The sequence below is a fragment of the Halorubrum distributum JCM 10118 genome, from assembly GCF_000337335.1.
In the GTDB taxonomy this organism is placed as follows: Archaea; Halobacteriota; Halobacteria; order Halobacteriales; family Haloferacaceae; genus Halorubrum; species Halorubrum distributum.
Genome location: NZ_AOJN01000017.1, coordinates 1 through 12,861, shown reverse-complemented (window position 1 = coordinate 12,861; position 12,861 = coordinate 1). Strand labels below are relative to the sequence as shown.

14 protein-coding genes are annotated in these 12,861 nt (G+C 72.4%); 5 read left to right on the top strand and 9 right to left on the bottom strand.

The features are described from left to right. Together C466_RS02030 and C466_RS02025 are read right to left on the bottom strand one after the other, a co-directional pair. Window positions 1-881, bottom strand: an 881-nt coding sequence (locus tag C466_RS02030; protein WP_004599552.1) for a 16S ribosomal RNA methyltransferase A, incomplete at its 3' end; no start/stop codon positions are given. 76 nt (window positions 882-957) lie between these two features. Beyond that, window positions 958-1,566, bottom strand: a complete 609-nt coding sequence (locus tag C466_RS02025; RefSeq protein WP_004597157.1) for a DUF655 domain-containing protein — start codon at window positions 1,564-1,566, stop codon at window positions 958-960. Window positions 1,567-1,669: 103 nt separating this feature from the next. Between C466_RS02025 and C466_RS02020 the strand changes: the two genes are divergently transcribed. Further along, window positions 1,670-2,473, top strand: a complete 804-nt coding sequence (locus C466_RS02020) for a hypothetical protein (protein WP_004597159.1) — start codon at window positions 1,670-1,672, stop codon at window positions 2,471-2,473. Next, the gene (locus C466_RS02015; protein ID WP_004597161.1) at window positions 2,431-3,174 is read left to right on the top strand and encodes a class I SAM-dependent methyltransferase; all 744 of its coding nucleotides are present in this window, start codon (window positions 2,431-2,433) and stop codon (window positions 3,172-3,174) included. The genes C466_RS02020 and C466_RS02015 overlap by 43 nt, the downstream gene beginning before the upstream one ends. Before the next feature lie 25 nt (window positions 3,175-3,199). Here the strand turns inward: C466_RS02015 and C466_RS02010 are convergent, their stop codons facing one another. From C466_RS02010 to C466_RS02000, 3 genes are all read right to left on the bottom strand, one after another. Continuing rightward, window positions 3,200-3,634: a universal stress protein gene (locus C466_RS02010; protein WP_004597163.1), complete on the bottom strand. Its 435-nt coding sequence runs from the start codon at window positions 3,632-3,634 to the stop codon at window positions 3,200-3,202. A 75-nt stretch (window positions 3,635-3,709) separates the two neighbouring features. Further along, window positions 3,710-4,066: an RNA polymerase Rpb4 family protein gene (locus C466_RS02005; RefSeq protein ID WP_004597165.1), complete on the bottom strand. Its 357-nt coding sequence runs from the start codon at window positions 4,064-4,066 to the stop codon at window positions 3,710-3,712. A 1-nt stretch (window position 4,067) separates the two neighbouring features. Then, a complete protein-coding gene (locus C466_RS02000; protein ID WP_004597168.1) occupies window positions 4,068-4,361 on the bottom strand; it encodes a 50S ribosomal protein L21e in 294 nt (97 codons plus the stop codon). Window positions 4,362-4,604: 243 nt separating this feature from the next. Between C466_RS02000 and mptA the strand changes: the two genes are divergently transcribed. Then, window positions 4,605-5,531 carry a GTP cyclohydrolase MptA gene (mptA, locus tag C466_RS01995; RefSeq protein ID WP_004597169.1) on the top strand — a complete coding sequence of 309 codons (927 nt, stop codon included), beginning with the start codon at window positions 4,605-4,607 and terminating at the stop codon, window positions 5,529-5,531. A gap of 311 nt (window positions 5,532-5,842) precedes the next feature. On the opposite strand, the gene C466_RS01990 is transcribed toward mptA, so the two are convergent. From C466_RS01990 to C466_RS01980, 3 genes are all read right to left on the bottom strand, one after another. Continuing rightward, complete coding sequence (locus tag C466_RS01990) at window positions 5,843-6,649, bottom strand: TrmB family transcriptional regulator (RefSeq protein WP_004597171.1); 807 nt, start codon at window positions 6,647-6,649, stop codon at window positions 5,843-5,845. Between the two features lie 122 nt (window positions 6,650-6,771). After that, entirely contained in the window at window positions 6,772-8,430 is a 1,659-nt protein-coding gene (locus tag C466_RS01985) for a DUF255 domain-containing protein (protein ID WP_004597173.1), read from the bottom strand. Between the two features lie 264 nt (window positions 8,431-8,694). Continuing rightward, window positions 8,695-8,916, bottom strand: coding sequence for a hypothetical protein (locus C466_RS01980; RefSeq protein WP_004599550.1), 222 nt, complete (start codon window positions 8,914-8,916; stop codon window positions 8,695-8,697). A gap of 307 nt (window positions 8,917-9,223) precedes the next feature. On the opposite strand from C466_RS01980, the gene C466_RS01975 reads away from it, so the two are divergent. Together C466_RS01975 and C466_RS01970 are read left to right on the top strand one after the other, a co-directional pair. Further along, window positions 9,224-10,312: an asparaginase domain-containing protein gene (locus C466_RS01975; protein WP_004599549.1), complete on the top strand. Its 1,089-nt coding sequence runs from the start codon at window positions 9,224-9,226 to the stop codon at window positions 10,310-10,312. A 105-nt stretch (window positions 10,313-10,417) separates the two neighbouring features. After that, window positions 10,418-11,620 carry a hypothetical protein gene (locus C466_RS01970; protein ID WP_004597184.1) on the top strand — a complete coding sequence of 401 codons (1,203 nt, stop codon included), beginning with the start codon at window positions 10,418-10,420 and terminating at the stop codon, window positions 11,618-11,620. Window positions 11,621-11,651: 31 nt separating this feature from the next. On the opposite strand, the gene C466_RS01965 is transcribed toward C466_RS01970, so the two are convergent. After that, the coding region (locus tag C466_RS01965) for a carbohydrate kinase family protein (RefSeq protein ID WP_004599548.1) at window positions 11,652-12,861 on the bottom strand (1,210 nt) is incomplete at its 5' end.

Below are 12,861 nucleotides of genomic sequence, written 5' to 3'. Positions count from 1 at the left end.
AGATGTGTATAAGAGACAGGCTCCAGCGTGCCGGGGCGGCTGCTCATGAGTTCCTCGTCCGCGGCGTCGACGACCGCGTCCGGGTCACCGAGCCCCGAGATGTGCGCCGTGTTCCGCACGGCGTTCCGCACCGTCTTGCGCCGCTGCGTGAACAGCGCCTTCACGAACCGGAGGAAGAACGCCTCGTCGCCGACGGCGTAGTCGGGGTCGCGGGGGGTACAGCGCACGACCGCGCTCTCGACGGCCGGCTGGGGGTCGAACGCCTCCTTCGGGACGCGCTCGACGATCTCCACGTCGGCGTAGTGCTGCGCCGAGACCGAGAGACGCCCGTACTCCGACTCGCCGGCCGAGGCGACCATCCGGTCGGCGAACTCCGCCTGGAACATCAACACGAGCGGCTTCTTCTCGGGGAGCAGCCGGAAGGCGATCTCCGAGGAGACGCCGTACGGGAGGTTGGCGACGCAGGCGGTAAAGGGCGGGAGGTCGACGTCGAGCGCGTCGCCCTCAACCACGTCGAGGAGCCCGTCGGCGACCGCGGCCGCGAACTCCTCGCGGAGGAACTCGGCGAAGGCGCCGTCGCGCTCGATCACCGTCAGGCGGCCGGGGGCGTCGCGGTCGGCGGCGCCCCGGTCGGCGGTCGCGTCCGCGGTCGCCGTCGCCAGCAGCCGGTCGGTGAGCGCGCCCGCGCCGCCGCCGATCTCGAGGAGATGACTGGCGTCCGCGTCCTCGGGGAGGTAGCCGGGGATCCGGTCGAGGACCCGGTCGTCGACGAGGAAGTGCTGGTCGCGGTCGGGGTCGGCGCGCGAGCCGGCCCGCCTCGCGAGCGCGTCGGGATCGCGACTCCCGTACGCGGCGCCCTCACCCGTCGATGAGTCGGTCATAGCCGGGGTACACGCGGTGTTCGGGTAAAAGCCTCGTTTCGGGAGTACCGGCGGGCCCGGAGCGGGGCGGCGGGAGTCACTCCTCGCGGCCGACGAACGTCCGGTACTTCAGGTCGTCCTCGCGGATCTCCTCGACGATCCGTTCGAGGATCACCTCCCGGGGCCGGTGGAGCCCGGAGATGCGCTCCTCGACGTCCGCGAAGCTCTCGAACGGGCCGCGCTTCCGCTCGTCGAGGAGATCGTTGCGCAGCTTCTTGCCGATTCCGGGCAGCAGGTTCAGCTGGTGGAGGCGGAGGGTGATCGGCCCGGCCTCGTTGTAGAAGTCGACGAAGCGCTCCTCGTCGGCCTCGACGATGGCCTCCGCGGCGTACTCGATCTCCGCGGCCGCGTTCCGGGTGAGGTCGTCGAACGACACCTCGCGGTAGCGGCCGACGCTCGGGCCGTCGAGATCGACGCGAGCGCCCACCGAGACGTCCGCGTCGTCGGCGAGCATCAGCTCGTACAGCGCGAACGAACCGACGCCGAGCCCGTACGCCACCGGCGACTTACTGGACTGCGGGCGGTCGTCGTCCGGCCGCCCGTTCGGCAGCACGTCGAGCAGGACGGCGGTCGGGCCGTCGTCCGCGGCGGCGTCGCCCCCGCTTCGATCGTCGGCCGGCGTCCCGTCGCCGTCGGCGTTGTTCATGTATCGTTTATCGCTCCGAGCGGTGAAAAAACCGCTGGCGGAGCGGGGCGCAGCCGCGACCGCCGACGGGCGGATTCAAGGGGTTCGGGTGCCACGTGATACCATGGCGAAACCGGACCCCGAGGAGCTTGTTCGACTCGTCGAGGCGTTCCCGGGACCGTCGTCCGAGTCGAGCGACTCGGACGGCGGCGAGGCGACCGAGGCGGCGGAGACCGCGCGGATCGACAACCTGCTCGACGGCGCGTACGGCGCCCTGACGCGGGACTGGTACCCGGAGCTCAGGCGGCGCGCCGCGGCCCACGCCGACGGCGACTGCCTCCGCGAACGGGTGCTCGAACACGTCGAGGCGGTGCCCTCGTTCCGGCTCTCAGACGGGCCGACGCCCCTGGGGGAGCGGCGCGAGGCGCTCGCGGAGGCGGCGGCGCTCCGCGACGACGTCCGCGAGATCGCGGAGTGGTACGGCACGCTCCGGTCGCGGCTGGGGGGCGACCGCGCGTCGCTGACGCGGGGCGAGCGGCTGCTCCACGACTTCGGGTACGTGCTCGCGCACCTCCTGTTCCTCGGCGCGTCGTCGCCGCGCGCGGTCGTCCGGCGCCTCCGGCTCGCGTACCGATCGGTCGGCGTGCGGATCGACGAGACCGCGTCGGCGGGCGGGATCGAGGAGACGCGGTTCACCTGTCCGTACCGGAACGTCGCGGCCGGGACCTGCGGGAAGCGGTGGGTGTGCCACGAGAAGCTCGACCGCGTCGACGACGGGTACGTGACCTACCTCGCGGAGCGCGGGATAGCCTACCAGCGGCCGCGGGGCTGCGAAGGCTCCGAGCAGTGTCAGTCGACCGTCGCCCGCGACGGCCCGGAGCGGTGGTGGCCGAAGACGCCGCCCGCGGCGGTCGGCGCCGACCCGTGACCCGCGACGCAGACCCGAGCGGTCGAGTGAACTCGGAGGTCGCCGGGGGAGAGCCGGGCCGGCTGCGCCGGATCCGAGCAGGGTACGACGCCTGGGCCCGCGTCTACGATTGGTTCGCGCGGGCCACCGTGTCCGTCGGCGGCGTCCGCGCCGCCTGCGTCCGCGCGCTGGAGCTCTCGCCGGGCGACACCGTCGTCGAGTTCGGCTGCGGTCCCGGAGTGAACCTCCCCGCGCTCCGCGACGTAGTCGGCCCGACCGGCCGGGTGGTCGGCGTCGACGTCTCGCCGCGGATGCTCGACCGGGCCGCGGGCCTCGTCGAGCGGCGCGGCTGGGAGAACGTCTCGCTCGTCGAGGCCGACGCCGAGCGCCCGCCCGTCGCGGCCGCGGACGGCGTCCTCGCGACGTTCGTCACGTCGCTGTTCCCCGACCCGTACGCGGTCGTGCGCCGCTGGTGCGAGCTGAGCGACGCCGTCGTCGTCGCGGCGTTCGTCCCGGAGGGGAACCGGGCGGCGAACGCCGCGCTGCGGGCGTTCGTGGCGCTGAACGGCCGGCTCTTCGACGCGGGTGGCGACGACCCGCTCGGGCGGCTCGCCGGGCGGACCGACGCCGCGCGGCGCGCGCTCGACGATCACACTGTCGGCCGCGAGCGACGGCGGCACCTCTTCGGGACGATCGCCATCGAGGCCGGACGGAATCGCTGATCCGGGGGACGGGAGGGGCCGCCGGTCACTCGGACACCGGGACGGAGACGACCGTCGCGTCGGCGTTCCGGATGACGCGTTCGGTCGTGCTGCCGAGCAGGTCGTCGGCCGCCGCGTCGAGGCCGCGCTTGCCCATCACGACCGCGTCCGCGCCGATTTCGTCGGCGTACGCGGCGATCTCGTGGGCCGGGACCCCGGATTCGATCGCGGTCTCGCTGTCGATGCCGGCGTCCGCGACGACCGCCGCGACCCGGTCGACCGCCGCCGCCAGTCGATCGCGGCGCTCGGGGTCGTCCTCGTCGAACTTCTCCGGCTTGCCGGAGCGGTCGTACATCGGTATCTCCTCGACGACGCCGAGGACGTGTACCGTCCCGTCGGCCGCCGTGACCTCGATCGCGTCGTCGACCGCGTCGAGGGCGGCGTCGCCCTCGCCGGTCGGCACGAGGGTGGTCTGGTACATGCGGGGTTACCTACGGGCGGAAATCTGAAAAAACGTGTCGGCGACCCGTCCCGCCGGGCCGGGTGGGATGCGCGGTCAGGCGTACTTCGCGACGACGTCGAGGATCTCGTCGAGCTCCTCGCCGTCGAGCGAGTAGCGCTCTTGGGCGAACACCGAACGGAGCTCGGTGCGGTCCTCGGGGAGCAGGTCGGTGATCTTCACCGCGGTGGGCACGTCGATCTGGTCGAGCTCGGCCAGCTCCTCGACGAGCTCGCGGGACTCGTCGGCGTCGAGCTTCGCGAACCGGTTGACGTGCTCGATCGCGCGAGCCAGCTCGTAGCGGAGGTCGCGGTCCTCGTCTTCCGCGCGCTCGTCTTCGATCTCCACGAGGATCTCCTTCGCCTCGGAGGTGGTGACGTACTCCTCGTCGAGCTTCTCTTTGAAGATGGTCATCTCAGTTCTGCTGCGCGCTCATGTGGGCGGCGGTGACGATGAGCGTCTTCGTCTTGCCGCCGTCCGGGATCTCGACTTTGAACGCGGAGCCCTGCTTGCCGACGACGGTCCCGGTACGGCCGTCGAACCGCGGGTGGAAGCGCCCCTTGGGGACGCTCGGGTCGATCTTGAGGTGGACCTGCGACCCCTCTTCGAACTCCTGAATCGCTCGCTGCGGCGGGGAGGTGCCGCGGTTGCGGGGTTTGTTCGAGAGCTTGTCGCGAGTCGCCTTCTGCGGCCCATTGGAACTCGGCATGGTCTTGGGACACCTTCCGCTGCCGCCGTTATAAATCGTGCGTTACGGCCCGCGGGGCGTGGAGCCCTCACACACGCGGCGATCGGCGCGCGCCGCGGCTCCGGCGGCCCGCGATCGACGGGCCCTCGCCGCGGCCGTCGGGTGTCCCCGTTCTCACGCGCGACCGGGTCGCACGCGCGCGACAATCGGACGCACCTCCCCCTTCCGAAAGGGCTAATCCCGGCAGTCCCTATCATGTTCGTAATGAGTCATCAGTTGCCGGACGTACAGGCCTCGGCCCCCGACGTCACCGTCGGGCTCTCACAGGTCGGCGTCACCGGCGTAGAGAAGCTCGTCAAGCTGGCGCGCGGCGACAAGCGACCCATCGTCCTCATGGCCGAGTTCGAGGTGTTCGTCGACCTCCCGAGCGGCCGGAAGGGGATCGACATGTCGCGGAACCTCGCGACCGTCGACGAGATCCTCGAGGACATCACCCGCGAGGAGGCGTACCGCGTGGAGGACGTCTGCGGCGACGCCGCCGAGCGACTCCTCGAGAAGCACGACTACACCACCACCGCCGAGGTGTCGATGTCGGCGGAGCTGGTCACCCGCGAGGACACGCCGGCGTCCGGCATCGAGACGCAGAGCACGGCGACGATCGTCGCCAGCGCCGAGGCGACGGAGGACGGGACCCGCGAGGAGATCGGCGCCGAGGTGACGGGGATGACCGTCTGCCCCTGTTCGCAGGGGATGAGCGAGTCGCGGGCCCGCGACAAGCTCGCCGAGCTGGGCGTCGACGAGGAGACGACGGAGGAGTTCTTAGACGCCGTCCCCCAGCCGGGCCACTCCCAGCGCGGCCACGCGACGCTGACGATCACGACCGACGGCCACCCCGACGTCGACCTCCGCGACGTGATCGATGTCGCGCGCGACTCGATGAGCGCGCGCATCTACAACATGGCGAAGCGGCCCGACGAGGACCACATGACCTACGAGGCCCACGCCGACGCGAAGTTCGTCGAGGACTGCGTCCGTGCGCTCGCCGAGGGGACCGTCGAGGAGTTCCCGCACCTCTCGGACGACGCCGTGATCCACATGAAGCAGTCGAACGACGAGTCGATCCACCAGCACAACGCTCACGCCGAGCGCGAGGTCCGGCTGGGCGACCTGCGGGACGAACTCGACCGATAAGAGCGTGTAGACGTGGTCGCTGAGCGTTTTTAAATGGATTTGGGTGATTCCGTCGCTTTTTATAAGTGGATAGTGGTGGTGCGGTGAAGATCGACAGATCTCCAGCCGCCGGCTTATAAATAATTGACGACCGATCGACTGCGACCATCTCCAAAGCCCCTTTGAGTCCCGCCCCGCACCGCAGCCTCATACCTCCCCAGCCTCGCCGCTCGCTTCGCTCGCGGCTCCCTCGCGCGTGCGACTCGCGCCCTGCGGGCGCTCGTCGGCACGCGCCACCGCACTACCGGTTATAAACAGATGTCGTCAGCCGCTTACCCGAACGTCAGCGGCTCCGCCTCGGCCCAGCGCGGCTCGAACTGGTCTTTCACGCTCGTCGCGAACTCGATGTCCTTCACGTCGATCATCGCGAACGGCTCGTCCGCCGACAGCGGGTGCGGCACCTCGATGCACACCTCGATCTCGTCGAACACGTTGAACGTCCCGTCGATTCCCGGGATCGTCCGGACCTCGAACCCCTCCATGTCGGCCAGCTCCGAGGTGTACCGCCGGCCGACGCTCCGCGGGAGCTCGTCGACCGTCGCCGGCGACAGCAGCACCCGGATCTCCACGCCGCGGTCAAGCGCGGCCTCCAGCTCGGCGGTCACGCGCTCGCCGATCGTGCCGAGGTCGAAGCCGGTCGCGGGCGCGCCGGCGACCACGACGACCCGGCGCTCCGCTGCCGCGATCCGCTCTAAGAGGAGGTCCGTCGCCTCCTCCGCGCCGACCGCCGCGGTCCAGAACTGGCCGTCGACCGGCTCGCCGGCGTCGAGCTCGGTCGAGAGGTCGTCGACGACCGACTCGTACTGCTCGGCCTGCGTCTGAAGCTCCTGTTTCTTCTCGTCGAGGAGGCGGTCGAGCGCCGCGTCCGGCTCGACCGCGACGTACTTCTTCGGCCGGCTCGCGGCCTGACTGCGGACCAGACTGTGCTGCTCTAAGCTGTTGAGCACGTCGTAGATCCGGCCCATCGGGACCTCGCTGGCCCGCGAGAGGTCCTTCGCCGTCGTCGGCCCGGTCCGGAGCAGCGCGCGGTACGCCCGGGCCTCGTACTCGGAGAGGCCCAAGTCGCGAAGAGATGCCATACCCTGGGATGCCTCGGCACCCGTATAAACGCATCGTCCGTTTACGATCCGCGTCGGGCGTCGCGTCGGCGGTCGCCCGCGACGCCGACATCGCCCTCGTCGGTCCGGCGCGGTGACGGACGTCAGGCGAGGACGTCGCCGAGCCGGTCCATCAACTCGTCCGGCGTTTCCGCCGGCTCCGAGGCGCCGTCGCCCGCGAGGACGACCGCCGTCCCCTCCGGGACCGTCCGCGGCGCCGGCGCGTCGGCCTCGTGGGCGTTCGGCGCGATCACCTTCTCGTGGTCGGCGACCCGCCACGCGGCGCGGTGGAGGTCGCTCCCGGGCTCTGTCCCGACCGCGATGACGGTCGTCCCGCGCCGAAGCCGGCCCGCGAGGCTCCCGTAGTCGGCGACCTGAACGCTCAGCCGCTCGGTGGCGCCGGCGAACGCCTCGGCGGTCTCGCGGGCGACGTCGCGGTAGCGCTCCGCGCCGGTGAGCGCCGCCAGGTCGAGCAGGGACGACGCCATCTCGACGTTGGCGTCGAGCGGCCGGAACGACCGGTCGAGCAGCCCCGGGCCCGAGCGCGGCCCGTCGACGAACGACCCGTCGACGTGAAGGCGGTCGATCGCCCGGTCCGCGACCGCGCGGGCGACGTCGGCGCCCTCGCCGCGCACGCCGGCGGCGCGGACATACGCCCCGACGACGCGGGCGACGTCCTCCAGCAGGTCGGTCTCCCCGGCGTCGTCGCTGCCGCGGTAGTGGGTCACCGCGCCGCTGTCGGCGTCGAGCAGGTCGCGTTCGAGGCCGTCGAGGATCCGGTCGGCGTACTCGCGGGCGCGCTCGTCGTCGGTGTAGGCGGCCACCGCGAGCAGCGCGTCCGCGGCGAGCGCGTTGCCGCCGGCGAAGACGGTGAGGTCGCGGCGCGGTTCGTCCAGGTCCGCGCGGTCCGCGGCCGGCGCGGCGTAGTAGGCGCGGCCGAGCCCGGGACCGAGGCTGCCCCCGACGCCGTAGCCGGTCCAGAGCTCGTCGGTGAGGAAGGAGACGGCGTCGAGCGCGGGGTCGAGGTACGCCTCGTCGCCGGTGTAGAGGAAGGCGTTCGCGAACGCGCGGGTCACGGCCGCGTTCGTGTCGAGCGGCTTCTCGTAGGCGACGTCGCCCCAGTCGCGGGTGCCCGCGTACCGGAAGAACCCGCCGTCGACGTCGTCGGTGAGGTGGTCGCGGACCGCGTCGAGCGTCCGGAGCGCGCGGTTCCGGTCCCGCTTCAGCGCGAACTCGACAGTCCGCGGGAGCGGGAACTTCGCGTCCGTCCCCCAGCCGGCGTTCTCGGCGTCGTACTTCGCCTCCAGCTGGCCCGCCAGGTGGCTCTCTATCTCGTCGGTCACCTTGCCGCGGGGCGGCAGGTCGGCGTCGAGCGCGCGGGGGACGCGCCCCGCCTCGCGGCCCTTGTCGGCCCACATCTCGCGGACCGATTCGAGCACCTGCCGCATCCCGTCGACGTCGAGGTAGCCCGCGCCGGTGAGCAGCTTCCCCTCGGGCGTGAGGAAGGCGGTCGTCGGGAACCCGCCCATGTTGTACCGCTCGCGCACCCGCGGGTGGCGGTCGACGTCGACGCGCACGGGGACGAACCCCTCGTTGACGTTGGCCGCGATCCGCGGCTCCGCGTAGGTGATCGCGTCCATCTCGTGACAGCCCTCGCACCAGGTGGCCGACAGCGAGAGCAGCACCGGGCGGTCGCGCTCGTCGGCCTCGGCGAACGCCTCGGGGCCCCAGTCGCGCCACTCGACGCGGGTCTCGTCGCTCATACGCCCAGTCGGATCGGGGCGGGGGTAAGCGCTTCGAGAGCGGACGCTGGCGCGGGAAGCGAGGCGCAGCGGAAGGAGGGCGGAGAGAACGATAGCGAGGGAAACAGCGGAGGGCAGGAGGGAAACAGCGGAGGGCAGGAGGGAAACAGCGGAGGGCAGGAGGGAAACAGCGGAGGGCAGGAAGGCGAAGCGCCGGTGTCCACGCGGCGCGTCGGCGTTCAGACGGGCAGTTCGGGTCGGGCCTCGTCGGGCGGGCGTCGCCGGTCAGCGCTTGTAGTCGTGACCGAGCGCGAGCGCGAGCGCGTTCGCGAACAGCAGGACCACGAACAGCTGCCCGGTGCCGCCGTCGAGCCCCGAGTACAGCAGGACGGGGTACGTCGCCGGGATGGCGATGGCCGCCCAGAAGGCGGCGGCCTTGAGGGTGCCGGTCATCAGCCCGGCGAGCCGTTCGCCGGAGGCGATCTGGGTGGGAGCGGGGGTTGACATGGACACTTCTCTGTATGACGGGGGACCACATATAGCCCGACGAGGGTTCGACGAATTTCACCACATTTCTCGGTCGCTCGGGACGTTTTAAAACCGCCTCAGAAATATTTTAACCGTTTATTAAGCCTGCTAATCCTTTGTTTCCGGATCGGCGACGATCCGGCGGCCTCGCGGCGATTCGACCGATCCGGAGCGACCGGACCGGTCGGACCGCCGACGCCGGAGGCGGGCGACGGTCAGAGACCGACGGGCGCGGAACGACTGCCGCGGCACCAACCGCTTTGTCCGTCGGGGAGCGAGGTGGGGTATGACCGAGACCGATCGCCGCGACGGACGGGAGGCCCCGACCGGTCGGCGCCGCGACGGACAGCGAGACGCGAACGGAACCGACCCGCGCGCCGACGGAGGCAGACCCCGGGTGGCGGTCGTCGCCTGCGGCGGCACCATCGCCTCCGAACCGGGCGACGACGGCGCAGCGCCGGAGAAGACCGGCGACGACCTCGTGGCGGCGGTGCCGGCCGTGGCCGACCACGCGCGGGTGACGACGAGGGAGGTGTGTTCACAGCCCGGGTTCGACGTGCGGTGGCGAGACGTGCTCGCGACGGCGACGGCCGCGCGCGACGCGGTCGCAGAGGAGGCCGACGGCGTCGTCGTCACCCACGGGACGGACACGCTCGCGGACACCGCGTTCGCGCTCGACATCCTCACCGACCTCGACGCGCCGGTCGTCGTCACGGGCGCGCAGCGTCGGCTCGACGAGCCCTCCAGCGACGCCCCCGCGAACCTCGCGCTCGCGGTCCGAGCGGCCGCGGACGACCGGTTCGCGCCGGGCGTCCACGTCGCGTTCGACGACGAGCTCCACGCCGCGCGCGACGTCGTAAAGGGGCACAGCAACGCGCTGTCGACGATGACCGCGCCGGGGGCGGGACCGGTCGCGACGTTCACCCGCGCGGCCTCGCGGCTGGTCCGGTCCCCCGAGCGCGGCGTCGCGGTCGACCCGCTCGCGGACGCGATCGAGGGGCCCGCGGACGTGCCCGAGGTCCCCGTCGTCCACTCGGGGACCGGGGTCGGCGCGGGCGCGATCGAGCGCGCGCTCGACGCGGGCGTCGGCGGGGTCGTCGTCGAGGGCACGGGCCTCGGGAACGTCACCGGCGCGCTCGGCGACGCGATCGCCGACGCGGTCGACGCCGTCCCGGTCGTCGTCGCCGGCCGCCCGCCGGCCGGACCGACGGAGCCGGTGTACGGGACGCCCGGCGGCGCCGTCACGCTCGCGGAGCACGGGGTGACGTTCGCCGGCGACCTCCCGGCCGCGAAGGCGCGCGTCGCGCTCGCGCTCGGCCTCGCCGCCGGCCTCGACGCCGAGGAGATCGAGGCGCTGTTCGCGCCGCCGGCGTGAAGCGAGCGGGAACGCACGGAGCGGACGAAACCGCCCGCCGCGATGGGACAGACACCTGTTTTCGTTTACAGGAGGCCCTTATATATCGGCCGCGTACCCGGATGTATGACCGATCTCACGCGACGGACGACACTCTACGGCATCGCCGCCGGCAGCGCAGCGGCGCTCGCGGGGTGTACCGAGGCCGGCGTCCCCGCGGACGAGAACGGGACTGACGGCGGCGACGGAGGCGACAGCGGCGGAGACGGGAACGACGGAACCGACGGGGAAGACGGTGTCGACGGAGACGCGGAGGGAGTGACGACGGCGGTCCAGCAGGTCGGCGCCGCCCTCTCGGGCCCGTCGTGGGACCGAACCGAGCGGCGCGGGTTCTGCGTGTTGATCACCGAGGAGGGAGACGCCTCGTGGCTGCTGGGCGAGGCGCCCGAAGCGGCCCGCGCGTTCGTCGCGGAGACCGACTTCGCCGAGTCGGTCGTGCTCTACGTCGAGTCCGTCGGTCCCGACACCTGTCACGACGAGATCGCGTTCGACGGGGTTGCCGTCGAGGACGGGACCCTCGCCGCGGACGCGACCGTCCGGGGAGCGGAAAGCGACGACGTCGCCTGCGGCGAGGCGGTCACGTACTCGGCCGCGCTGCTCCGCGTCACGAGCGATCCCCGCCCCGACGCGGCGCGGCTCTCGGTCACCGACGGCTGGGGCGAGACGGGGACGGTTCGCGACGGCGACGGGATCCGCGACCCGGAGGGCCTCGCGGGCGGGATCCGACCCGACCACGAGCCCTCGACCGTCCCGGCCGGCTTCGACTGCGACACGGAGGGGTTCGAGCGCCATCCGCAGGGGTACGACGGCGATGTCAACTGGGGCGGCGGGGGCGGCGCCGGCAGCGACGCGGGCGGCGACGGCCCGCTCGCGCTCCGCGTCGTGGTCCCCGGCGACGACGACCCCGGGTCCGATCCCCTCGCGATCGGCCGCGGGACCCGGTTCCGGATCGAGCTGACGAACGTCTCCGGGCGGGTCGAGTACGTCGGCACCCGGGGGAAGTACAACCTGGAGCTCCGGACCGAGGACGGGTGGACCGAGCTCCGCGGGACCGACGGCGACGCGACGTTCGGCTACACCGACGAGGCGATCGGGGTCCCGCCGGGCGAGAGCCTGGAGTGGGAGTTCGAGATGACCGAGTCGGGGCTCGTCGAGGGCGGCCCCCACGCCGACGCGCTCCGCGTGTGTCCGGACCTGGTCCGCGGCCGGTACCGGTTCGTCTTCTTCGGCGCCGCCGACCTCGCGGTCGCGTTCGACTACGAGGGGTGACCGCCCGACTCGGCGGTGAGCCGCCGGCGCGTCAGGCGCGGACCTCGATCAGGAGGTCCGTCTCGGGCGACTCGCCCATCGTCTCGCGGACGCGGTCCCACGAGAGGTCGGTGCGCGCGGTCACCGACTCGGTCGCGACCGCGCCGCAGGCGTTGCCGACGAGGATCGGAACCTGGTAGTCGCGCGGGTCGTGCGAGAACCCGTCGCCGGTGATCTCCGGCTCGCGCAGCGCGGCCGCGAGGAACCCGGCCGCGAAGGCGTCGCCCGCGCCGGTCGTGTCGACCGGGTCGACGTCGAACCCCGGGTGCGAGACGCTGCCGTGCGGGGTGCGGACCGTCGCGCCCTCGTCGCCGAGCTTGATCGCGACGACGCGGTCGTCCGGCTCCCACGGGTCGACGTCGGTCGCCGCTTCGAGCGCGTCGGCCTCGCGGTCGTTTAAGAACAGGACGTCGCTCGCGTGGAGCGCGGCCTCGAACTCGCGGTCCGCGACGCGGCGGCCGGGGTCGAAGCTCCGCGTCGCGCCCGACTCCGCCGCAGCGGTCGCGAGCGCCGCCGCGGTCTCCGGCTGCTGCCCGGTGAGGTGGAGGTGGTCGGCGGCCGCGAGCGTGTCGCGGTCGAGCCCGGCCGCGGAGAACGACTCGTTGGCGCCGTCGTTGGCGAGCATCAGCAGCTCGCCGCCGCCGTCGACGATGACGTACTTCACCGAGGTGGGCTCGTCGGCGTCGACGAGGACCTGCCCGGGGTCGACGCCGGCGCTGGCGAGCTCGCGCAGCGCCAGCGCGCCCGACTCGTCGCCGCCGACGCTGCCGTAGACGACCGACTGGCCGCCCAGGTCGACGAGCCCGACCGCGACGTTGGCGGCGCTGCCGCCGCCGGACTGTTCGAGCCGGTCGATCCGCGTCTCCCCGTCCGGCTCGGGCAGGCTGTCCACGTGGATCGTCACGTCCCAGTTGATGTGGCCCGCCGAGACGACCTTCGGCACGCGGTCGGCGTCGTCGGGTGTCAGGTCGGGGTCGCGGTCGACTGCGGGATCGACGTCGGCGGCGTCGTTATCGCCGTCGACGGCGTCATCGACGGAATCGACTCCATCGCCGCCGTCTTCGCGGACGTCCTCCTCCCACTCGTCGACCTCGCGGTCCCACGCCGCGACGGTCTCGTCCCAGTCGTCGGCGGCCTCGCCGTCCTCGGCTCGGTGGTCGTCGGAGGTGTCGTCGCGTCGGTCGCCGTCCGCCGGAGAGCCG

Excerpts from the sequence above, each read along its gene's own strand:
- C466_RS02025 (WP_004597157.1), bottom strand. The coding sequence starts at position 1,566 with ATGAACAACGCCGACGGCGACGGGACGCCGGCCGACGATCGAAGCGGG.
- C466_RS02020 (WP_004597159.1), top strand. The coding sequence starts at position 1,670 with ATGGCGAAACCGGACCCCGAGGAGCTTGTTCGACTCGTCGAGGCGTTC.
- C466_RS02010 (WP_004597163.1), bottom strand. The coding sequence starts at position 3,634 with ATGTACCAGACCACCCTCGTGCCGACCGGCGAGGGCGACGCCGCCCTC.
- C466_RS02005 (WP_004597165.1), bottom strand. The coding sequence starts at position 4,066 with ATGACCATCTTCAAAGAGAAGCTCGACGAGGAGTACGTCACCACCTCC.
- C466_RS02000 (WP_004597168.1), bottom strand. The coding sequence starts at position 4,361 with ATGCCGAGTTCCAATGGGCCGCAGAAGGCGACTCGCGACAAGCTCTCG.
- mptA (WP_004597169.1), top strand. The coding sequence starts at position 4,605 with ATGAGTCATCAGTTGCCGGACGTACAGGCCTCGGCCCCCGACGTCACC.
- C466_RS01990 (WP_004597171.1), bottom strand. The coding sequence starts at position 6,649 with ATGGCATCTCTTCGCGACTTGGGCCTCTCCGAGTACGAGGCCCGGGCG.
- C466_RS01985 (WP_004597173.1), bottom strand. The coding sequence starts at position 8,430 with ATGAGCGACGAGACCCGCGTCGAGTGGCGCGACTGGGGCCCCGAGGCG.
- C466_RS01980 (WP_004599550.1), bottom strand. The coding sequence starts at position 8,916 with ATGTCAACCCCCGCTCCCACCCAGATCGCCTCCGGCGAACGGCTCGCC.
- C466_RS01975 (WP_004599549.1), top strand. The coding sequence starts at position 9,224 with ATGACCGAGACCGATCGCCGCGACGGACGGGAGGCCCCGACCGGTCGG.
- C466_RS01970 (WP_004597184.1), top strand. The coding sequence starts at position 10,418 with ATGACCGATCTCACGCGACGGACGACACTCTACGGCATCGCCGCCGGC.